At 51.0% G+C, this 22298-nt stretch carries 18 protein-coding genes, 1 other RNA gene and 3 pseudogenes; 18 read left to right on the forward strand and 4 right to left on the reverse strand.

Annotation, left to right across the window (positions count from 1 at the left end; all coding sequences use genetic code 11):
* The first annotated feature begins 178 nt into the window (after positions 1–178).
* The 12 genes from U9M73_RS18970 (at position 179) to ssrA (ending at position 12639) form a co-directional block, all read left to right on the forward strand.
* The gene (locus U9M73_RS18970) at positions 179–2272 is read left to right on the forward strand and encodes a BglG family transcription antiterminator (RefSeq protein WP_323078553.1); all 2094 of its coding nucleotides are present in this window, start codon (positions 179–181) and stop codon (positions 2270–2272) included.
* The gene (locus tag U9M73_RS18975; RefSeq protein ID WP_009224962.1) at positions 2253–2747 is read left to right on the forward strand and encodes a PTS sugar transporter subunit IIA; all 495 of its coding nucleotides are present in this window, start codon (positions 2253–2255) and stop codon (positions 2745–2747) included. The genes U9M73_RS18970 and U9M73_RS18975 overlap by 20 nt, the downstream gene beginning before the upstream one ends.
* Positions 2740–3024, forward strand: a complete 285-nt coding sequence (locus tag U9M73_RS18980) for a PTS sugar transporter subunit IIB (RefSeq protein WP_009224961.1) — start codon at positions 2740–2742, stop codon at positions 3022–3024. The genes U9M73_RS18975 and U9M73_RS18980 overlap by 8 nt, the downstream gene beginning before the upstream one ends.
* Before the next feature lie 28 nt (positions 3025–3052).
* Positions 3053–4315, forward strand: a complete 1263-nt coding sequence (locus U9M73_RS18985) for a PTS galactitol transporter subunit IIC (RefSeq protein WP_009224960.1) — start codon at positions 3053–3055, stop codon at positions 4313–4315.
* Between the two features lie 291 nt (positions 4316–4606).
* Positions 4607–5638, forward strand: coding sequence for a zinc-binding dehydrogenase (locus tag U9M73_RS18990; RefSeq protein WP_009224959.1), 1032 nt, complete (start codon positions 4607–4609; stop codon positions 5636–5638).
* A 203-nt stretch (positions 5639–5841) separates the two neighbouring features.
* Positions 5842–6525: a ribulose-phosphate 3-epimerase gene (gene rpe / locus U9M73_RS18995; RefSeq protein WP_323078555.1), complete on the forward strand. Its 684-nt coding sequence runs from the start codon at positions 5842–5844 to the stop codon at positions 6523–6525.
* Positions 6526–6724: 199 nt separating this feature from the next.
* Positions 6725–7177, forward strand: coding sequence for a ribose 5-phosphate isomerase B (gene rpiB, locus U9M73_RS19000; RefSeq protein WP_009224957.1), 453 nt, complete (start codon positions 6725–6727; stop codon positions 7175–7177).
* Between the two features lie 20 nt (positions 7178–7197).
* Positions 7198–9240 (forward strand): transketolase, encoded by a 2043-nt coding sequence (gene tkt / locus U9M73_RS19005; RefSeq protein ID WP_323078558.1) that lies wholly within the window; start codon positions 7198–7200, stop codon positions 9238–9240.
* Positions 9234–9500, forward strand: coding sequence for a phosphocarrier protein HPr (locus tag U9M73_RS19010; RefSeq protein WP_009224955.1), 267 nt, complete (start codon positions 9234–9236; stop codon positions 9498–9500). The genes tkt and U9M73_RS19010 overlap by 7 nt, the downstream gene beginning before the upstream one ends.
* Entirely contained in the window at positions 9497–11239 is a 1743-nt protein-coding gene (ptsP, locus tag U9M73_RS19015) for a phosphoenolpyruvate--protein phosphotransferase (protein ID WP_323078560.1), read from the forward strand. Before U9M73_RS19010 ends, ptsP begins: the two co-directional genes overlap by 4 nt.
* A gap of 376 nt (positions 11240–11615) precedes the next feature.
* The gene (gene smpB / locus U9M73_RS19020; protein WP_036645069.1) at positions 11616–12095 is read left to right on the forward strand and encodes an SsrA-binding protein SmpB; all 480 of its coding nucleotides are present in this window, start codon (positions 11616–11618) and stop codon (positions 12093–12095) included.
* A gap of 175 nt (positions 12096–12270) precedes the next feature.
* Positions 12271–12639, forward strand: a transfer-messenger RNA (tmRNA) gene (ssrA, locus tag U9M73_RS19025).
* Positions 12640–13303: 664 nt separating this feature from the next.
* Here ssrA and U9M73_RS19030 read toward each other — a convergent pair.
* Positions 13304–13510 (reverse strand): annotated as a pseudogene (locus U9M73_RS19030) (alkaline phosphatase family protein); the annotation flags it as partial.
* A pseudogene (locus tag U9M73_RS19035) lies at positions 13509–14249 on the reverse strand (fatty acid desaturase); the annotation flags it as partial. The pseudogenes U9M73_RS19030 and U9M73_RS19035, both read right to left, overlap by 2 nt.
* 163 nt (positions 14250–14412) lie before the next feature.
* Here U9M73_RS19035 and U9M73_RS19040 point away from each other — a divergent pair.
* Both U9M73_RS19040 and U9M73_RS19045 read left to right on the forward strand, forming a co-directional pair.
* Positions 14413–14808 (forward strand): ATP-binding protein, encoded by a 396-nt coding sequence (locus U9M73_RS19040; RefSeq protein ID WP_323078562.1) that lies wholly within the window; start codon positions 14413–14415, stop codon positions 14806–14808.
* On the forward strand, positions 14780–16312 hold the full coding sequence (locus tag U9M73_RS19045) for an ATP-binding protein (RefSeq protein ID WP_323078564.1): 1533 nt from the start codon (positions 14780–14782) through the stop codon (positions 16310–16312). Before U9M73_RS19040 ends, U9M73_RS19045 begins: the two co-directional genes overlap by 29 nt.
* A 73-nt stretch (positions 16313–16385) precedes the next feature.
* Here the strand turns inward: U9M73_RS19045 and U9M73_RS19050 are convergent, their stop codons facing one another.
* Positions 16386–17453 (reverse strand): hypothetical protein, encoded by a 1068-nt coding sequence (locus U9M73_RS19050; protein ID WP_323078566.1) that lies wholly within the window; start codon positions 17451–17453, stop codon positions 16386–16388.
* A gap of 230 nt (positions 17454–17683) precedes the next feature.
* On the opposite strand from U9M73_RS19050, the gene U9M73_RS19055 reads away from it, so the two are divergent.
* Together U9M73_RS19055 and U9M73_RS19060 are read left to right on the forward strand one after the other, a co-directional pair.
* Complete coding sequence (locus U9M73_RS19055; protein ID WP_323078567.1) at positions 17684–19402, forward strand: aminoglycoside phosphotransferase family protein; 1719 nt, start codon at positions 17684–17686, stop codon at positions 19400–19402.
* A 155-nt stretch (positions 19403–19557) separates the two neighbouring features.
* Complete coding sequence (locus U9M73_RS19060; protein WP_323078568.1) at positions 19558–20205, forward strand: 2OG-Fe(II) oxygenase; 648 nt, start codon at positions 19558–19560, stop codon at positions 20203–20205.
* 72 nt (positions 20206–20277) lie between these two features.
* On the opposite strand, the gene U9M73_RS19065 is transcribed toward U9M73_RS19060, so the two are convergent.
* Positions 20278–20565: a hypothetical protein gene (locus U9M73_RS19065; protein WP_323078569.1), complete on the reverse strand. Its 288-nt coding sequence runs from the start codon at positions 20563–20565 to the stop codon at positions 20278–20280.
* Between the two features lie 169 nt (positions 20566–20734).
* Here U9M73_RS19065 and U9M73_RS19070 point away from each other — a divergent pair, with 169 nt between their 5' ends.
* Together U9M73_RS19070 and U9M73_RS19075 are read left to right on the forward strand one after the other, a co-directional pair.
* Positions 20735–20941, forward strand: a complete 207-nt coding sequence (locus U9M73_RS19070; protein ID WP_036645064.1) for a helix-turn-helix domain-containing protein — start codon at positions 20735–20737, stop codon at positions 20939–20941.
* 583 nt (positions 20942–21524) lie between these two features.
* Positions 21525–22092, forward strand: a pseudogene (locus U9M73_RS19075) (group II intron reverse transcriptase/maturase); the annotation flags it as partial.
* Positions 22093–22298: the final 206 nt, after the last annotated feature.

Below are 22298 nucleotides of genomic sequence, written 5' to 3' on the forward strand. Positions count from 1 at the left end.
TTTTTTTTGCTTGCTTATTGTCCTTCTATAAGGGAGCGAGGAAAATCACAATGTTGTACAATTCGCATGCTAGAAATTGGGATGAAAACGCGTACATTTTCCGGATGCGGGATGATAAGATGATTTTGGGCGAAAGAGGCTGATTCCACCACCAGCTACTTGGAGAAAGGAGGAGAATATGGAGCTTGATGCGAGAAGCAGTCAACTGTTGCGTGAGCTGTTGACCAATCCCGGAATCAAGAACAAGGATCTGGAGCATAAGTACGGCTTAAGCCGAAGGCAGGTGGAGTACAGCCTGAGCAAAATCAATGATTGGCTCAAAGCCAATTATTTGCCGGAAATCAAGAGAAGCAGGACCGGGCAATTTCTGATCGGCAAGGCGCTGTTTACCGCGCTGTCGATGGACCGGGAGCGGAACACGAAGGGCAACTACAATTTGTCCGCGGAAGAACGCGCCAATCTGATTATTTTGATGATGCTGAGCAAAAACGAAGAATTGTCGCTGTTTCATTTTACGCATGCTCTCGGTGTGAGCAAAAATACGATTCTCCGCGACTTGAAAAATGCGCAGGATGCCATAAGCCCGCTGCATTTAGAGATCAAATACTCCAGAATGCACGGCTACTACATCGAGGGAAATGAGTTTAACCAGCGGCAGGCCCTGATCGACATCGTCCACAAAACGCTGGAAACGTATGGCGGAGAGAACTGGCTCAGGGAGCTTGCCGGAGCCGCTCCTTCCCAAGTCGCCGCCCTTCGCCGCAAAATCGAAGCGGTGGAAAGCAAGCTGAACCTGAAATTCACCGACGAAAAGCTGGAGTCCATGCCCTATATTTTGCTGTTGCTGCTCAGAAGAGTGAAGCAGGGGCGAGTTGTCGAGGGGTTCCATATTCACTATGATGAACTGTCCGATACCAAGGAGTACAGGGCCGTGGAAGAACTGCTCAGCGAGCTTGAGCCCATTCCGATGGAAGAGAGAATGTTCATTACGCTACATCTGCTTACGACCAACATCTCTTCCACCGATTATTTGTCCGACGATACGTTGCCGGAGCTAAACCGGGCGTTGTCCGAGATGCTGTCCCAGTTCGAGCGTAACGCCTGTGTCACGCTGCAGGACAAGGAGCAGTTGCACAACAAAATTTTGCTGCACCTGAAGCCGGCCTATTACCGGATCAAATACCGTCTCTCCATTACGAATCCGCTGCAGGAATCGGTCAGCAAGGAGTTCAAGGAACTGCATCATCTGGTCAAAAAATCTTGCGGCCCTCTCGTGGAACTGATTGGCGCCGAAATACCGGAGAGCGAAACGACTTATTTGACGATGCTGATCGGCGGCTGGTGCACAAGGCAGGGGGACAGCATTCGGCAGAAGATCAGGGCGCTTGTCGTTTGCCCCAAGGGCGTGTGTGTCTCCAGGCTATTGGAGAGCACTTTGCGCGAACTGTTCCCGGAATTCGTCTTTTTCGATGCGCTGTCCGTCCGCGAGTTCCACAATTACGCGCTGGAGTACGATGTCGTGTTCTCCACCGTTTATTTGCCGACCGACAAGAAGCTGTTTCTCATTAAGACATTTCTCGGGAAAGAGGACAGATACAGACTGCGCAAGCAGGTGATGGAGGAGCTCCACGGTTATGTTCCTTCCGAGTTCAACATGGACAGAATCATGGAGATCATCGGAAAATATGCCGTTATCCAAAACAGCCAGTCTCTGCTCCTGGAGCTTAGGCAGTATCTCATGCCTGAACGCGAGCCAAGGAACAACCCCTTTATGGCCCCGGAGATGCCGGACTTAAGCGATCTAATTGTTCCAGATACGATCACGCTGGCCAGATGCGCAAAATCTTGGGAGGAAGCCGTCCGTATGGCCGCGGAGCCGCTGCTTCGCCGCGGCAGCATCACTGCGGGCTATGTGCAGGCTATGTTGGAAGCCAGTGAGAGCAGGGATCCTTACATTATCATCGGCCATCAAGTGGCCATCCCGCACGCCGATCCCGAATGCGGAGTCCATGAAGTGTCCATGAGCCTGCTGCGTCTGGAGGAACCGGTATGTTACGCGGAAGGGTACATGATCCATGTCATTGTGGTCATTGCCGCCAAGGATAAGTACCGGCATCTGCGCTCCTTGAACCAACTGATGAAGCTTGCCGGCAACCAAGAGGAGGTGATGGCCTTGATTGAAGCGGATACGCCCGAGAAAATCCACGAAATCGCCGCCGCATTTTCCATAGATGAAGAGAGAGGGATCGTACATGAGTACCGAATGGCTTGAGGAATCTTTCATTTTGCTTGGCTTGGAGGGAGACAGCAAGGAAGAAGTGTTAAGCGAAATGGCCGGCAATCTGCTGGCCCACGGTGTTGTGAAGGAGAGCTACATCCGGGCGATCATCGAACGCGAGCAGACCTTTCCCACCGGGCTTCCGACCGTGTCCTGCTCCGTCGCCATTCCCCATACCGATATCGAGCATGTGAACCGCAAGGCGATCAGCATCGGCATTTTAAAGCGGCCGGTGGAGTTCGGCATCATGGGCGAAGAGAGCGCGACGACCCCGGTGGAGATCGTATTTATGCTGGCCATGGACCAGAAGAAATCCCAGCTTAGGCTGCTGACGCGCCTGATGCAAATTATCCAGGACGGACGGATGCTTGATGCGCTTCGCCATGGGGAGAGCGCCGCCGCCGTCAAAGCATTGATGAACGACAAATTGCAGCCTGAAGAAATCAAGGAGGTCGAATCATATGACTAAAAAGACCATTCTGGTCGCCTGCGGGGCGGGCATCGCCACCTCAACCATCGTCACTGAAGCGCTCAAGGAATTGTGCAAGGCCAACCATATCGAGGCCAATTTAGTGCAGTGCAAAATTACCGAAGTGCCCTCGCTGGCTGAAGGTGCGGACCTGCTCGTCAGCACGACCATCGCCAACAAAGAATATCCATTTCCGGTCATCAACGCAAGAGCGTTTCTGACCGGGATCGGCATCGATGAAGTCAAAGCCAAAATTTTGCAGGAACTGTTGAAATAATACATTTTTACATTTTGGGGGGATTGGAATGCAAGATATGGTTGGCGCTTTACGCTCATTTTTGGATTTAGGTCCGACCGTCATTTTGCCGGTGGCGATCTTTATTCTGGGGATAATCTTCGGGCAGAAGCCGGGCAAGGCTTTCCGTTCCGGTCTGACGATCGGCGTAGGGTTTATCGGCATCTCTCTGGTCGTGGATTTGCTGGTTAATAATCTTGGACCGGCGGCGAACGGGATGGTCGAGCGGTTTGGCATCCAGCTCAACGTGATCGATGTCGGCTGGCCCGGTTCGGCTTCCATCTCGTGGGCTTCGCCGATCGCGCCGTTCATTATCCCGGCAGGGCTATTGGTCAACGTGATCATGCTGGTGACGAAAACGACCAAGACGATGAACGTCGATATTTGGAACTTCTGGCATTTCACTTTTACAGGCGCTTGTGTGTATGCGCTTACCCAAAGCGTCGTTTTAGGTTTGCTGGCTGCGATCATTTTCCAGATTATCGTGCTCAAAATTGCCGACTGGACCGCGCCGATGCTGGAGAGCTATTTCGATTTGCCCGGCATTTCCGTGCCGACGGGCAGCACCGTATCTTATGCGCCGCTCGGCATTCCGCTGGTGAAGCTGATTCAGAAAATTCCGGGAGTGAGCAAGCTGCATGCCGATCCGGAAAGCATTCAAAAGCGCTTTGGCGTCTTTGGAGAACCGATTTTCATGGGGCTGGTGCTGGGGATCGCGCTTGGCATTTTGGCCGGGTACAACGCGGGCGAGGTGATCAAGGTCGGTATGGCGATGGGCGGCGTAATGTTCCTGATGCCGCGGATGGTCAAAATCTTGATGGAAGGTCTGATGCCGATCTCCGAATCGGCCCGCGATTTCCTCAAACGCAAGTTCGGCGCCGACAACGTGTACATCGGGCTTGACGCCGCAGTGGCCATCGGCCATCCGTCGGTCATTGCCACCGCGCTGATTCTGGTTCCGATTACTGTTGCGCTGGCGGTGTTCCTGCCCGGCAACAAGGTGCTGCCTTTCGTTGATCTGGCCACGATTCCGTTCATTGTAGCCTTCATCGTCGGCGCGGCCAAAGGCAACATCATCCACTCGGTGATTGCCGGGACCGTGCTCATCGCCTTGTCGCTATATATGGCGACCGACCTGGCGCCGCTGAATACGCAAATGGCGATAGATGCCCATTTCAACATGCCTGAGGGAACAACGCAAATCTCCAGTATCGACCAGAGCGGGAATCTGATCAACTACGTCATATATAAAGTGTTTGCCTTGTTTAACTAAGGGCGGCAAACAACTGCATTCCAGAGCTAATATAAGCTGGCACTTATATTAGCCCGTGTGAAACAACAGTCTTTGCATCCGGATGGCTTGGACAACAAACGGCCTGTTTTTCAAATAAGCTCACCCCGAACAGACGGGAAACGGGCCGTTTATGACCTTTTTTGGGGGCTGCAAAGCTGCCGAATAAACGCGGAAAACCGATCCTTACATCCGCGCTTATTCTTCCTCATTATACCTTATGCAGGCAGCGGCGCACCACCAAATAAATAGATACAAATTGGAGGGGCGAAGATGAAAGCATTGGTTAAAAAGGAGCTTGGATTTGGAAACCTGGAGGTCATGGAGGTCGAGGAACCGCAGATCGGGCCGGATCAGGTCAAAATTGAGGTGAAGTATGCCGGCGTGTGCGGAACGGATCTGCATACCTATGAAGGCAAGTATAAAGTCAAGGCGCCCGTTACCCTGGGCCATGAGTTTTCCGGCCAGGTGGTAGAGGTGGGAGCGAACGTAGAGGGAATCCAGGTCGGGGACCGCGTCACTTCGGAAACGACCTTTTTCATTTGCGGGGAGTGCAGGTATTGTAAATCACGGCAATACAATCTGTGCGCAAGCCGCAGAGGGCTGGGAACCCAGCAAAACGGAGGTTTCGCCAAATATGTCGTCGCCCGCAAAGAAAGCGTGCATAAGCTGCCGGACAACGTGGATTATTTGTCGGCTGCCCTGACCGAGCCTCTTGCTTGCGCGCATCATGCCGTTTCCAAGGCCGGCATTAAGGAAGGCGAGGTCGTTGTGGTGCTAGGCCCGGGACCGATCGGGCTCTTGACGGCGCAGATCGCCAAAAGCCTGGGCGCAACTGTGATCATTACCGGGCTCAGCAAAGATAAGGTCCGTCTCGAAAAGGCGCTTGAACTGGGGATCGACTATGCTGTGAACATCCAAAACGAGGACTTAAAGGAGCTGGCTAACGGGCTGACGAACGGATACGGCGCGGATGTTGTGCTGGAATGCACCGGCGCGGTGCCGGCTGTTGCGATGGGACTGGACGTTCTGGCCAAACAAGGGCGTTATGTGCAGGTGGGCATATTCGCATCGCCGGAAATCCCGGTTGATTTTGAGAAAATTATCCAGAAGGAAATCAGCGTCATCGGCTGCCGCAGCCAGAATCCGTTCGATTGGGAGCCTTCCCTGCGGCTTATGAACGAACAGCGCGTCAACGCGAAAGCGCTGGTGACGCACAAATTCCCTATAACGGAATGGGCAGAAGCGTTTAAGCTGATGAGAAACGGCGAGGCGATCAAGGTTGTTCTGACCCCCGTTTCTTAAAGCAGGGGCTTCAATTTAGCGGAAGCGGGTGATTGTATGGTGGAAAGCTTCCTGGACTATATTTTGGGACCGCACGGCAGGTATATTAGCGGACTTTTGCTTAAATATCAATTCCCGGCAAGCTGCGTCGTTTTTATCTATGCCATCTTCAAAATCGTTCGTCGGACGGCGCTAAAAAAGCAGGGGACGAAAGGAGAAAACCGATGAATAAGCCGAAGCTGGCGCCATCGATTCTTGCGGCGGATTTCTCCAAGCTTGGCAGCGAGATTGAGGCGGCCGACAAGGCAGGAGCCGATATGATTCATATCGATGTGATGGACGGAGCGTTTGTGCCGAATATTACGCTGGGACCGGACATCATCGCATCCGTCCGCCCCTATACCAATCTGGCTTTCGACGTGCACTTGATGATCGAGGAGCCGCAGCGGTACATCGCCCGTTTTGCCGCTGCAGGCGCCGATATCATTACGGTTCAAGCGGAGGCGTGCCGCCATTTGCACCGGACCATTCAGGAAATTAAGGCTTCCGGCGTCAAAAGCGGCGTCGCTCTCAGTCCGGCGACACCGCCGGACGTGCTGGATTACGTGATTGGAGAGATCGACATGGTGCTGCTGATGAGCGTAAATCCAGGGTTTGGCGGGCAAAGCTTCATCCCTGCTGTTCTGGAGAAGATCAGGGCGGTGCGGAAAACGATCGATGCGCTGGGCGTGAGTGTGGATATAGAGGTGGACGGAGGCATCAAGCTGTCCAATGTCGGTAAGGTTGTCCAAGCGGGCGCCGATGTGATCGTCGCCGGTTCCGCTCTGTACAACAGCGAAGGCATCGGGCACAATGCCGCCCGTTTCAGAGCCGCCATGGACAACGCGGCTTTGCCGAAAGGGATGTGACCGCTACACGCTGGTCGCGAATTTTGGATGGGCTGCACCCGGTACGGCGCGCGGCCGGGCGAGGATGCCTTGTGCAGCCGAAAGCGGCGCATCCCAATGATGCACATGGCGCGGGCGATAAATTGGGATGAAAACGCGTACATTCGCAATTTTCACAATGATATGATGAAAATGAGGAAAGGAGGGTGAGATTGTTGCGATGAAGGTTGTCATAGCCAATGACCACGGCGGATTGATGCTGAAAAGGGAGCTTGCGTCCCTGCTGCGGGAAATGAACGCGGAAGTCGTCGACCTCGGCTGCGATACCCAAGATGCGGTGGATTACCCCGACTATGCGATTCGGGCGGCGGCGATGGTCGCCAACGGAGAAGCGGAGCGGGGAATTCTGATTTGCGGAACGGGAATCGGCATGTCGATCGCGGCCAACAAGGTGCCCGGCATTCGCTGCGCGCTCGCGCATGACGTGTTCAGCGCGAAGGCGACGCGGCTCCATAACGACAGCAACATGCTGGCTTTGGGCGAGCGGGTTATCGGGCCCGGATTGGCAAGAGAAATCGTGAAGACCTGGATAGAGACGGAGTTTGAAGGCGGACGCCATCAACGGCGGATTGACAAGGTGTCAAATTACGAGCGTTCCGCCCGATCCGAATAAAGAAAGAGGGAGAAAACCTTATGAATACTGATTCTGCTGCAAACAGTATCGAAATGCTGGCGGTGAATACGATCCGCACTTTGTCCATCGATATGGTCGAGCGGGCGAAATCCGGCCATCCGGGCATGCCGATGGGCGCTGCGCCCATGGCCTACGCGCTGTGGGCCGGTGAGCTGAGCCATAATCCTGACAATCCGGGATGGTTCAACCGCGACCGGTTCGTATTATCCGCCGGACACGGATCGCCGCTGCTGTACAGTCTGCTGCATCTGTTCGGCTACGGGCTGACCTTGGAAGATTTGCGAAGCTTCCGGCAGTGGGGCAGCCGAACGCCGGGGCATCCCGAGTTCGGCCATACGCCCGGAGTGGACGCGACGACCGGCCCGCTGGGTCAGGGCATCGCGATGGCGGCGGGAATGGCCATGGCCGAACGGCATTTGGCTTCCATCTATAATAAGGAAGGTTACCCGCTTGTAGACCATTACACCTACAGCATTTGCGGCGACGGCGACCTGATGGAAGGCGTGTCCGCGGAAGCGGCGTCACTCGCCGGACATTTGGGATTGGGACGGCTGATTGTGCTGTACGATTCCAACGATATTTCGCTCGACGGCGATCTTGACCTGTCTTTTTCGGAAAATGTCCTGGAGCGGTTCCGGGCTTACGGATGGCAGACGCTGCGCGTGGAAGACGGGAACGATCTTGCGGCGATCCGCCGGGCGATTGCCGCAGCCAAAGCCGATACCGAACGGCCGTCCTTGATCGAAGTGAAGACGGTCATCGGCTTCGGCGCGCCGAACAAGGGCGGGACGTCGGCCTGCCACGGCGCTCCGCTGGGAACGGAGGAGGCGTCGGCCGCCAAGGCCGCCTATGGTTGGCATTACCAAGAGCCGTTTTATGTGCCGGAGGAAGTGAAGGCGCACTTTGCACGGCTGGCGCAGCGCGGACGGGAGCGGGAAGCCGCCTGGAATGAACTGTGGAACAGCTACCGGCACAAGTTCCCGGAAGAGGCTGCGCGGTTTGCCGCCGCCGTATCCGGGCAGCTTCCGGAAGGCTGGGATGTGGGCTTGCCTTCGTTCGCGACCGGCCAGATGATGGCGACGCGCGATGCTTCCGGCAAGACGCTGAACGCGGCGGCGCAGGCCATCCCGCAATTGATCGGCGGCTCGGCCGATCTGGCAAGCTCCAACAAAACGCTGCTTGCCGGCGAAGGCAATTTCAGCCGCCGCGATTACGCCGCGCGGAACATCTGCTTCGGCGTACGCGAGTTCGCCATGGGAGCGATGATGAACGGCATGGCGCTGCATGGAGGCGTCAAGGTGTACGGAGCGACGTTCTTTGTATTCTCGGACTATCTGCGTCCGGCGATTCGCCTGGCGGCGTTGATGAAGCTTCCGGTCATCTACGTATTTACGCATGACAGCGTGGCGGTCGGGGAAGACGGGCCGACCCACGAGCCGATCGAGCAGTTGGCTTCGCTGCGAGCGATGCCAGGATTGTCCTTGATCCGTCCGGCGGATGCGATGGAGACGGCCGCGGCTTGGCGGCTTGCGCTGGAGAGCCAAGATACGCCGACGGCGCTCGTGCTGTCCCGCCAGAGCCTGCCGACGCTGCCCATTTCCCGGGAAGCGGCTTACGAGGGCGTGGCGAGGGGCGCGTATGTCCTTTCGCCTGCGCAGGGCGAGGCGGAAGGTTTATTGCTGGCGACCGGCTCTGAGGTTGCCCTGGCGCTGGCCGTACAGGCGAAGCTGGCGGAAGAGGGGATCAAGGTATCGGTGGTCAGCATGCCGAGCTGGGACCGTTTCGAGCGCCAGAGCGCCGAGTACAAGGAAAGCGTGCTGCCGTCTTTGCTGAAGGCGCGGCTAGCGATTGAACTCGGTTCACCGCTTGGCTGGAGAGAGTATATAGGGGAGCAAGGGGATGTGCTTGCGCTGGATCATTTCGGGGCGTCCGCGCCGGCGGAGGTTTTGCTCGAAGAGTACGGTTTTACGGTCCGGCATGCGGCCGACCGATTTAAGACGCTGGCGGCAGCGGTGAAAAGGCAGGGTGGCGGATCATGGTGAACGAGACGTTTGTAGTGACGGAGGAGTCCGGCATCCATGCCCGCCCGGCATCGGTTCTGGTGCAGCACGCGAGCAAATTCAAATCGGACATCCGGCTGGAATACGACGGGAAGACCGTCAATCTGAAGTCCATCGTCGGCGTCATGTCGCTGGGTATTGAATATGGGCATCGCTTCACGATCACGAGCTCCGGGGAAGATGAAGAGGAAGCGATCGCCGCTTTGCGCGGAGTTATCATCCGGGAGGGGCTTGGCCAATGAGCGTGAAGATGGTGCGAGGCATTCCCGCTTCGCCGGGCATTGCGATAGCGAAGGCCTATGTGATGGAAAGCCATGAGCCGGTGATCGAGAAGGAAAGCGCGCTTGGCGCGGAAGCGGAATTGGAACGTCTGGAAGCCGCCGTAGCCCAAAGCAGCCGGGAGCTTGAGGAAATCCGTGAGCATACCGCCGCTGAACTTGGAGAGGAAGAAGCTAAAATATTTGAAGCGCATTTGCTTGTCCTTCAGGACCCGGAGCTGCTCGGCCCGGTCAGGGACAAGATCCGCAATGAAGCGGTGACGGCTGAATTCGCCCTGCGGGAAACGGCGCGGGAAATCGCCGCGGCGTTCGAAGCGCTGGGCACGGAATATCTGCGGGAACGTGCCGCGGACATCCGCGACGTAACGCGGCGGGTGCTGGCTGCCTTATCCGGCGAACCGTTCCAGGATCTCGGCGGGATCACGGAGGAGGTCATCATTGTCGCGCATGACCTGACGCCTTCCGATACGGCCCGGTTGAACCGGACTTTTGTGAAGGGATTCACGATCAGCGCCGGCAGCCGCACCTCTCATTCGGCGATCATGGCCCGATCCATGGGGATTCCGGCGATCGTCGGAAGCGCGGACGTGATGGAGTCTGTCCGGCACAACGATCTGTTGATCCTCGACGGCCATGAAGGCGTCCTGCTGGTGAATCCTTCGCGCGAGCTTGTCGCGGAGTATGAAGACAGACGGAGGGAAGAAGCGCAAAAGAAACGGGAATGGGCTTTGCTCGTCGGGCAGCCTACCGTCACCGGCGACGGGCAGCGGGTGCTGCTGGCCGGAAATATCGGCAGTCCAGCCGACGCCGCCGAGGTAATTGAATGCGGCGGCGAAGGCATCGGTCTGTTCCGTACGGAATTTCTGTATATGGGGCGCACCGACGCTCCGTCCGAAGAAGAGCAATTTTCGGCTTACCGCCAGGTGCTGGAGACGATGGCCGGAAAGCCGGTCATCGTGCGCACGATCGATATCGGCGGCGATAAGGAGGCGCCTTGTCTGAATCTGCCGCGGGAGGACAATCCGTTTCTCGGCTTCCGGGCGATCCGCCTGTGCCTAGATAGCGCGGGGGAGGAGCTGTTCCGTACCCAACTGCGGGCTCTGCTGCGGGCGAGCGTGTATGGCCGGCTGCACATCATGTTTCCGATGATCGCCGCTCTGGAGGAGCTGCGGCGGGCCAAGCAAATGCTGGCGGAAGAGAAAAGGAAGCTTCTTGCTGAAGGGGCAGAGGTTTCGGATAACGTCAGTGTCGGGATGATGGTCGAGATTCCGTCGGTTGCGGTGATGGCCGATCTTTTTGCGCCGGAAGTCGATTTTTTCAGCATTGGAACCAACGACCTGATCCAGTATACGATGGCGGCCGACCGGATGAACGGCCGGGTCTCGCATCTATACCAGCCGTTCAATCCGGCGGTGCTTAGGCTGATCGCGGGAGTGATTGACGCCGCGCACGCCCACGGCAAATGGGTGGGCATGTGCGGGGAAATGGCCGGAGACCGCCTGGCCGTTCCGCTGCTGCTCGGTTTGGGGCTGGACGAGTTCAGCATGAGCGCCGCGTCCATTCTTCCTGCCCGCAGTCTGATCCGCAGCCTGTCCAGGGCGGAGATGGCCGTTATGGCGCAGCAGGCCCTGCGGCTGGCCGATGCCCGGGAGGTCGCCGACTTCGTCCGGCGCTCCGTTAACGCAGCGGTCGTATCTCCTTGATATTGGCATCAGGAGGACATTTTGAGACGTTTTGTTTAGGCGCATCCGGTTTCTGAGTTTCTGATCCGTTTTGAGAAGCCCGTGTTCTTTCACGTTTTGGGAGAACCGGGTTCTTTTTTTACGTCCTTAGTTTGCGTGCTTGTGGCTTGGAACACAGTGGCCTTATTTTGTCTTTTGCCGTTTACCACTTGATTCCTGTTTTTTCGGCAAATAAAAGGCGCTTTTCTTGCTCCTTGTTATTGTTGTAGGAATTACGGAGGAATTATTCATAGTCCGGGGGTTCATTTTCGGCAGCGCATCCTTGCTTTTGACCGCCGGAGTTGATACAATTAATGTCTGGTAAACTGCCCCGTGGGGCTTCAGGAGGAGGATGAACATGGGTAAGAAAAGTGAAGGCAAGGTACTCGCGCAGAACAAAAAAGCTTCCCATGATTATTTCATCGAAGACACCTACGAAGCGGGCATGGTCTTGACGGGAACTGAAATCAAATCGATCCGCAATGGCCGAGTGAACATCGGGGATGCGTTTGCGACGATCCGCAACGGCGAGATTTTTATCCACAACATGCATATCAGCCCGTTCGAGCAAGGCAACCGGTTCAATCCGGCCGACCCGACGCGAACGCGCAAGCTGCTGATGCACAAAGCGCAAATCAACAAGCTGCTCGGCTTGTCCAAACAGGAAGGCTATACGATCGTGCCGCTGAAGATTTACATCCGCAACGGATACGCGAAGTTGCTCCTGGGTCTGGGCAAAGGGAAAAAGCAATACGACAAACGCGACGCCGCCGCCAAACGTGACGCACAGCGCGATATCCAGCGCGCGCTTCGCGAAAAGCAGAAGGTGGCAAGGTAAGTTCAGTTGCTCAGTTCCCTCTGTTTCCATCAAGTCCATAAACATGAGGCAGTTTAAACGTGTTATACTATGTATTGTAACAATGCGGTCGCTAATCCTTGGTCGGACAAGGAAAGTGACTGCAAAGCAGCACACCTTTGCCGGCTGCACCGATGATCCAAAACCTTTTTCATTCGGGGGCGTTTTTGGATTCGACGGGGGTAGATCGAGCATGGGTAGCGGGTAGTGGGGAGCGTCCGCTTTATCAACGCTAACGCCAAATTTAAACGGCAAAGCTAAACAACCAACTCTGGCTCTGGCCGCCTAATAACGGCCTCCAGGCTCCTACCTTCCATCGCCCATGTGGCAGGATAGGGGCTCAACCATTAGTGGGATACGCTGTCCAGTCTCCGCCTGGGGCTGGCTGAAGAAGACAATCAGGCTGATCCGGAAGGAAGCCGGTTACGGGGCGGCCTTCCGGGTGACATCAAAACCGTGACTACACCCGTAGAAGCCTGTGTGGCGTTGCCTTCGGACAGGGGTTCGACTCCCCTCGCCTCCATTGTTAAAAACCCTGTACGACGCGTACAGGGTGAGAGTTAAACCATATCTTTGCCGCCGCGGCAAACTTTTGCTTTAATGTTGCATATTTTTGTCTGTATGTGGACAAAAGTATGCTTTTGTTTTATAAACCATCTTTTCGCCAAAGTTAGGGTGGATCAATGTTGGATCATTTAACCTCAGTTGGAGAAAGAATAAAGTCGATCAGAAGACAACATCAATTGACCAAATTGAATTTGCCAAAAGATAAGAAATATCCCAAAGTACGCTCAGTGAGTTCGAATCTGGGAAAGTTACTTAACTGTGACGCCCAATTGCCGCTTTCAGCGACGGCAGAAATGTATCTCAAGAAGCATGAAATGGACGTAAAGATGAAAATGGCCTTGCCTTTACTTACAAACTTCGCAAGCTTGCAACTGAGCCATCCCAATTCAGATCCCTTCATGCAGACACCCATCATGTACGCACCATTTTTTCATTGTGGGATCGAGTACCTATCAAGGCAGACTTGCACTGTCTTGCGGTTTTCACACACCCTTCCGAGATCGTCAGCGCATTCCGCAATGGTTACTTGCTGGAAATCCAAGAAACGGTTCGCTGTTGTTTACGTGTACTAAACCATGGGAAAAGTTTTGGGAATATTTCCGGAAGGAAAAAGATGCAAACGGCGAATACCAAATCAGTCCCGGCACACGATGGCCATCCGGACACGCTCCGGTAAGCAGAAAGCTATCGATCGTGACGGACATCGTGGGGAAAGAACTAATCAATTCCTTATAATATTGGCCGTGTTCAATTAGGTGTTGAAGCGCAGGAAGCTGTTTTTGTTCAATTCCTTTATCAATCGCTTGCGACATTAAAGAATCAATCATCATAGGTCCCTTCAAACTGGTGTTGGACGTAGTACAGCCAGAAGCCGGCCAGACTGGAAAGCAGAAAGATCGGTCCCTGAACCAATAAAAACGCTTGCCAGCCGATTGTCCAACAAAGCAGCCCGGCGACAGCGGCGATTCCAAGATTGATGATGTAGGTATTAAGCCGTTCCTTCATCCGGGCTCCCTTCCGGTTAAACCGGTATTCAATGAGGAAAACGTAGGTGGGACCGAGCCCGAACATAATCAGGGGGTTTCTGTACATGCGGTAAGCCAGCCGCTTCAGCCGCGGCAACGCCAAATATTCCTCCACAGTCAACGTCCAAATGTCTCCCATGCCGCGCCGATCCAAGTTGCCGCTGGTCGCGTGATGGACCGAATGGCTGCGCCGCCACTGATGGTATGGACAGCAGGTTAATATTCCGGCAATCGTTCCTAATACCTCGTTGGCGGTGCGGTTGGCAAAGAAGGCGCCGTGGCAGCAGTCATGGAAGATGATGAAGATCCGGACCAACAAGCCGGCTGCCAGAACAGCCGGAATCAAGGCAAGCCAATAAGACACCGAAAGGCTCCAATAGGCAGCGTACCAGAGCACAAAGAAAGGTACAAAGGTATTCACGATTTGCCAAATGCTCCGTTTCAGGCTCGGTCTTTCGTAAGGTGCGATAATTTTGCGCCAGCTTTTCTTCACGTTGTGATCGATCGCCAAAACTCCTCTCGCTGATTCAATAACTGAAATCATCAAAGCGTGTGCGAAGCCGAAGGGGGGTAAGGGGAATTTGTCCAAATTAACAATGAGCTAGTAGGAAATTTAGGATTTAGGTCGAAATATAAGAAGTAAGGATGTTCGAGTTATCAACTGGAAAGATAATAAGTTTAATGTAGCATGGAGGCTTCCTTAGCCGATGACCTATCAGAAAGTGAACATTTCTTCAGAAGATGATATCTATTTTGCGTTAAGTACCGTTCGTCATTTTATGAAGCAGCTCCCTTTTTCCGAGGCAGATCAACAGAGAGTTTATGTGAGTGTTTCGGAGTTAACCCGAAACATTTTGGATCATGCTTGCGGCAAAGGGATTTTTTATTGTGAATTAATTGATCAGGGAATCCGTTTTACAGTGACCGATGAAGGGCCGGGAATTCCCAATATAAATGAAGTGTTAAATGGAAAGAAGGGATCGTCTTCCTGTGGACTAGGACTCGGATTATCCGGTGTGAAGAGATTAATGGATGAATTTCAGATTGAGACTTCGACGAGAGGGACGAAAATAGTTGCAACCAAGCGGACAGGAAAAAACTAAAAAAGCAACTCAAACGGACGATACATTAAGCCGTCTTGCTTCCATAGGTCAAATAGCGGCGGGAATCGCGCACGAAGTGAGAAATCCATTAACAGCAGTGAAGGGATTTCTACAATTACTGCAAAGGGAGGTTTCCCATAGTTATTTAGATTTTGCTTGCTCGGAATTGGAACAGGCAATCTCTACGTTACAAGATCTATTGCAGGTTTCTAAGCCCGACTTGGAAGATGAGTCCTGTATTGCGATTAATCTTTGTTCGGAATTAGAGTCTTTGCTTTATTTGTTTCAGGATCAAATCTATCGGGTTCAAATTGCAAAGAAATTTCGCAATAGTGATGAAATCATTTATGGGAAAAGAAATCAGTTAAAGAAAGCGTTTTTTAATCTCTTGAAAAATGCTTTTGAAGCCATTCCCAATCAAGGAACCATTACCATCGAGCATTACCGTGTGGGCGACATTATTTATGTTATCATTTCGGATACAGGTGTAGGGGTACCTAAAGAAAAGCTTCAACTGTTAGGTACCCCTTTCTTTACAACGAAGGATGAAGGCACGGGAATGGGGCTAACTCAGGTCTATTCGACCATCTACCAACATGGAGGTACAATCGATGTAAAAAGCAGAGAAGGAATCGGAACCACATTTACCATTCAATTTCAAACAAAAATGATCGAACAGATTGGAGCGATGGATTTGGATCTGCAATATGTAAAAGGTCAAAGCTTTAAAGAATATTTTTTGCTGAACCAGGATCGTTTTAATGAGTTGTTTACTTCGGAGACCCGAGATACGATTCAATTAGTTAAAGACTCCATGTATAAAATCAATGTGCATGAGATTTTTGAAAAAATGGCAAAGCTCTTGGTTGAAGATCGTCAGCATGAGCTGACGATGCTCGCCAAGGAACTCGGAAAGAATGGTGCACAGAACGACTTTCCCTTAGTCTTAAAGCTGGAATTGCTCCAGGCGTTTCGTAAATTATATTGGAATTTCTTGCATAACTATCATAAGCATGTCGAGCTTGACATGGAGGGTGTGTTTCAACTCGGAATCAAAACCAATTTTATGTTGGACCATTATATTTTCCATTATTTTTCGAGCTATATCGAGTACAAGGATGAATTGCTTCGTTCTCACCGCGAAACGATCGATGAATTGTCCGTCCCCATTATTCCTTTATCATCCTCGATGGCGGTGCTGCCCATTGTCGGAACATTGGATACCTATCGGGCGAAAAGAGTCCAGGAACGGACATTAAATCAGATCTCCAGCCTGAAAATCCAAAAAATTATTATCGATTTGTCCGGCGTTGCGTTTATGGATACGGCTGTGGTGGGACATTTGTTCCGAATTGTAGAGGGAATTGGCTTGCTCGGATGTAAAGCGATTATAACAGGTATTCGCCCGGAAATCGCGAACACCATGATCGAATTAGGGATCCTATTTACTGAAAAGGTTGACACCAAAGCAACTTTGCAACAAGCCTTGGAAGAATATCAATAAACCCGAGCTTGGGTCGTAAGCTATTTAAAAATAAGGATCGGATTAATAGTGTTTAATCATCTTCGATCACCTTTCATAAGGGATCCCCGTGCACGATTATTTGGCTTTGAATTGCGAATCTGCCAGGTAAGTATTCGGTATTTGCTGTCCGAAGGACCTCCATCTTCTCATTCAATAAATAGAGCTTGGTTTGGTCTTGTACAAGAACGGTCCGATCTTCACCAACCTGAAAGTCGGCTCTCTCTGACGAAAGTTGTTTTTTTCCTGCAAGTCCTTTGGCATTAAACTTATAAATTGTATTGCCGATCACTATCACAAATTCATCCTTATATCCATTTCCATCATAATAATTATCCCGCCATTGTGTACCAGTAAACTTTTTTGACCAAAGTAGGGCCCCATTCTTATTCTTTGCTAGAACAGTCGTCACGTTTTTCGCTTTATCAAAACCAGTGTAATATAGGGTACCGTCCGAAGATATTCCGCGAAAATCGTCTTTGCCAAAAGTAACGTCTGTTTTGAACTTGAAGTTTAGGTTGTCATCATAGAAGGAAACCCGTGCCTTGGTTTTTCCGAGACTCGAATAAGTGAATAGGTAGCCATTCTGGTAATCGTCAACGTATTCGTTCAACTGTTTCTTTTGCAGTAGTTTGCCAGTGGAATCAAAACGATAGATATTATACTTATAAGTGTTCAGCCGAATGTAGACGAGCAGAGTTTTGTTTTTTAGCATGAACATACCAGCAATTCCTTGACTAGAATCCTTCTCAGGGAAAGTTTTACTCCATAAAACTTTCCCTTCTTTGCTAGTTGCTTTTAAATGATAATTTTGATTTTTACCTCTATCTGTGTATATAGTATAAATTTCTCCTTTTTCGCCTATTTTAGCTGTTTTTCCCCAATCAACATATTGTTGACTATCTGATTTGAACGTGGTTTGAAGGGAGCCTTTAGTATCGTCCAAAATAGAAAAGTTGGTGTAATTATAATACTTTGAAGAGGAGGAAGAATCATCTTCAAACCAAGGACTACTATACTTCACATAGAGTTGTTTGCCGAATTTTTGCAAGGAGATAGAATTCATTTCATTATCAAAAGTGCAGCTCCAGAGAGGCGGAGGTAATTGATCGTATATCGGCATAAGCTGGAATGCTCGTCGAAAAGAAAAACAAGAGTGCTAAGACTGGATAAATTATTTTTTGCATTCAAAAACCACTCATTTCTCATAATAGGTAATATTGATAATACCATATAAATGTCGAATTTTAGTAGTATTTACAGCATTATATCCTTCACTCCATCCTAGGATTGAAATGCTACACTTAGTGTGGTTATTAATGCTGGACGCTACGATGGGGGAGGGAATATCCTGTGTTTGATATCAAAGGTTATGAAACGTTCGAAAAAATCGATCCGATCACCAAAGGCTGGTCGAGCGATAAAAAATACTATATTGAGACCGTAACCAACGAGAAATTGTTGCTGCGCATCGCTGATATTTCCCAGTACGACCACAAGAAACATGAATTTGAAGTCATGAAACGATTAGCCGAAAGCGGTGTGCCCATGTCGCGGCCTGTGGATTTTAGGGTATGCGACAACGGGCAAAGTGTCTATACCCTCTTGACTTGGTGTGACGGCGAAGATGCGCAGATGGTATTGCCGAAGATGACGGACACGATGCAATACCACCTTGGCGTGACAGCCGGGCAAATCTTGAGGATAATTCACAATGTTCCCGCCCCAGTTGATCAAGAACCATGGGATTCCTTTTTTAATCGAAAAGTAGACCGAAAAATAAAGCAATATCAAGACTGCGGCGTCAAAATGGATGGCGACGAGCTGATCATGGCTTATATTGAAGCGAATCGGCAGTACCTCGCCCGGCGGCCGCAGTGCTTTCAGCACGGCGATTATCATGTGGGCAATATGATCATCTCGCCAGAAGGGGAGCTGTGGATCATCGATTTTAATCGCAGTGATTACGGCGATCCTTGGGAAGAGTTTAATCGCATTGTGTGGAGTGCTAAGGTGAGTCCGCATTTTGCTACGGGGCAGATTCATGGCTATTTTCATGGAAATCCCCCGGACCAATTCTTTAAGTTATTAACTTTCTATATTAGCAGCAATGCGTTGTCTTCGATTCCTTGGGCCATCCCTTTTGGTGAAGAGGAAGTCGCTGTTATGCAGCAACAGGCCCGAGATGTTCTTGCCTGGTTTGATGGGATGAAGAATCCGGTGCCTGCATGGTACTTGTCAGATTTTTATATCCAGTATATCGATGGAATCCCGTACAAGTTGAAGTCTCCCTATGACTTCTCGTTTCTGAAAGAGTACGGAGAGGTCTTTAAGGTGTACGACGATCAAGATTCGGGCAACATCTGCTTTGGTGTAAAAATCAAGGATCAGAAGGTTTTTATCAAATTTGCCGGAGCCCCCACCGCACGATACACTGGCCAACCAGAGGAGGCCGTGGCCAGGCTGAAAGCTGCGGTTCCGATTTATCAGGATTTGGCGCACCCTCATTTGATCCGATTGATTCAAGCGGAAGAAGTGGGCGGAGGATTTGCGGCGATTTTTGAATGGACAGACGGCGAATGCTGGGGGAGAATGTACCCGCGGTCCAGAGAGAAATTTATGCAGCTGCCCGAACCTGCCAAGCTTGAAGTGTTTAACGATATATTGGATTTTCACATTCATATTGCTGGGCGTGGATATGTGGCCATTGATTTTTATGATGGCTGTGTCTTGTATGACTTTGCTGCAAACAAGACAATCCTATGCGATATTGATTTATACGCCAAAAGCCCCTACATCAACACGATGGGCAGAATGTGGGGCTCCTCACGCTTCATGTCTCCAGAAGAGTTTACGCTTGGTGCAGTCATCGATGAGGTATCGAATGTGTACGTGATGGGGGCTGCGGCGTTTGCACTCTTTGGTGGGGAGACCGACCGATCGATTGAAAAATGGCGATTGAATGATGAATGTTATGAGGTGGCGTTAAGAGCCGTTAGCGAGGATCGGAGCAAGCGTCAGCAATCCCTTTTGGAGTTGAAACGGGAGTGGGATGCGGCGCGCTTGAAGTGAACTGAACTATGCTAAAATCAACGACCATGTGAGGTTGTTGATTTTTTTGTTGGTTAGGATGATTCGGGTGAGAACAGCTGACAGGGGGATACTCGACGAACTTAGGCTGATGTATAATGATTCCATCGAAAATCTGTATAGTAGAGGTGATAGAAATGAGCGAGGAGATTTCCATCTTGCCGATTCAATCCTTCTACTCGCTCGATGATTGTACCGTTGCGGCGACGGTGCTCCACAAAGAGCCTTTGATCATGAGATTCGAACGGCTGCTGACGGACGACGAATGCCGGCAGTTGATTGAAGCAGCCGCTCCCCGACTACGAGAATCCAAACTCGTGAACAAGGTGGTCAGCCAAATCCGCACGAGCCGCGGGATGTTCTTCGAAGAAGAGGAAAACCCCTTCATCCATCGCATCGAAAAGCGAATCTCCGCCTTAATGAACGTGCCGATCGAACATGCCGAAGGCTTGCAAGTCCTCCACTACGGCCCTGGCCAAGAATACCAAGCGCACTATGACTTTTTCGGTCCGAACAGCCCTTCCGCAAGCAACAATCGGATCAGCACGCTGATCATCTACTTGAACGATGTGGAGGCAGGGGGAGAGACCGTCTTTCCCTTATTGGATCTAGAGGTCAAACCCGAGCGCGGGTCCGCCCTGTACTTCGAATACTTCTATCGTCAACAAGAACTCAACAACTTGACCCTGCACAGCAGCGTTCCTGTGGTTCGCGGTGAGAAGTGGGTTGCAACCCAGTGGATGCGGAGGCAGCGTGTGAGGGAGTTTGGGGTTATTTCGAGTTGATCTTGAATCGCACTTTGTGATTATCGTATGGATTCAGATGACGGGCTATATAGAAAAAATGTCCAACGTCTCTTAGAGTCTACTGATATGTAGTTCATTGAATATCTGCAAGGCGTCTTTGAACCCTTGCAGATATATTTTTACTTTTAAGATTTCTTGTAATGCGAATTGAGCATCTTCATAAAGAAATAAAGTTTGTTTGAGATTGTCAGGAAGTGCTTCTCGTAGTGTCATGATATATTGTTCTGATTCACACGATATTTGCTTGTAATCAGAGTTGTTGGTCTTAAGTTCATTGTATAAAGACTCTAATCGGTTACGAATAAGCGGATCAATTAAAACCTCTAAAGAATTGATCATGAATCACACCTCCCGGGGATTTAATTTTGCAAATAAAAATTCGACCTCACAAACATTATTTTAACATATCAAATATTTCGGTCAAGCGAACATAAATATAACTTTGTTTATGCAAAGATTGTTCAATATAATTAAAGAAAAATTCAACTTCTTTGCGAGGGGTTTGGCAATGATAAGCTATAAGCCATTTCAAAAATTACTTATAGATCGAGAGATCAAGAAACACGAGTTAATTAAAATGACGGGAATATCTTCTGCTACGATGGCAAAGTTGAACACAAATGAATATGTCTCTCTAGAAATCATTGATAAGCTTTGTTCAGCTTTAAATTGTCAGCCTGGTGATTTGTTGGAGCATATTCCTGACAAGAAATAAAAGAATGATCAGTTATTTAGAAGCATCCCCAGGTAACAAGACCGGCTTAAAAGCATGTAAGGCTCTGGTCTACGAGTGGTGGAGTCCTAAAATTGTTGCGCAAAGAATCACTTAGGACCATAAAGCTGTAAAAAGCGAGTTCCAGGATATCCTGGACTCGCTTTTTTTGTGTGCGCCCAGCATGGGCATCGTCTTTAGGGTGAAAGTCCCAAACAGGGGCTGGCGAGCGCCTACCGTTAACCAATGATAATGGTGTCTGTCGTGAGGCGGAATCTGAAGGAAGCCGGAGGCAAAAGCACGGGCCAAGGTAAACGAACTGGATTTGAGGAAGGATAAGTCGGATGAGTGGTCACTGCACAACGAAATCCAAAGCCGCCAAGGGCTTGTCCTGTAGACTCCAGTGGTCGCGGTCAGAAAGAGGGGGCCCTTATCTGGGAAGGCCAGCGGGATAAAAAGCGAAGAAACTTCGTAACCATAATCGAGAGGTTGTGCTAAACCCGAAGGAGTCAGCAGAGACCATAGTACGCAAGTAATGGGACGCCGATAAGCAGAAGGGCCGAACCGAAAGGAGAGAGTAACCCGATTGAGTTCGCATGAAGGGCATAGAGACAGCCGAATATTTCAAAAGGGAGCTGCCAACAAAGAGAAGGGAAGCCGCCAGGAGAGTTGAGAGCGCCGAATTCTTCACCGGAGCAAGTCGCCCTTTTCCTCTCGCAAAGCAAGTAACGACTTGTTGGAGCAAATGCTCGAAGGAGGAAACCTACGACTCGCCAATAAGCGGGTCGTCCAAATCGGAGGAGCTCCCGGTGACAGAGTAACGGTAGCAGAGCTACAGGCTTACCTAAACACTCACTGGGGAACGGTGAAAAATGAACTTCTAACGGGAATGTATAAACCGTTGCCCGTCAGGCGGATGGAAATCCCCAAACTCGGAGGCGGAGTAAGGCAACTCGGAACCCCAACCGTGATGAACTGCTTCCCCAGCCCTTCTGCAAGTGATGACTCCAATCTTCGATGTTCACTTCTCCTGGTACAGCTACGAGTAGAGAGCACACGATGCTGTAAAACAAGCCCAGCAATATATCCAAAGCAACCTGCGATGGGGCGTGGATATGGATTTAGAAAAGTTCTTTGATCGGGTAAACCGCGATTCGGGCACTCGGAGTGTCAGAATAGGCCTGCCATGTCATGGCCAATACCTGGCGCGGTGCGTGAGAAATGTCACGAACACAAATAGCGCCCTTCCGACTTCCTACTGGGAAGTGAAAGGGCTGAAGACTTTACTTTATCGTTATCTAGAGCCTTGTTTAATCTTTTGGAAGCACCCGCATTTACGGTGGTGTCTGAGGACGGGGGG

Source organism: Paenibacillus phoenicis, assembly GCF_034718895.1.
In the GTDB taxonomy this organism is placed as follows: Bacteria; Bacillota; Bacilli; order Paenibacillales; family Paenibacillaceae; genus Fontibacillus; species Fontibacillus phoenicis.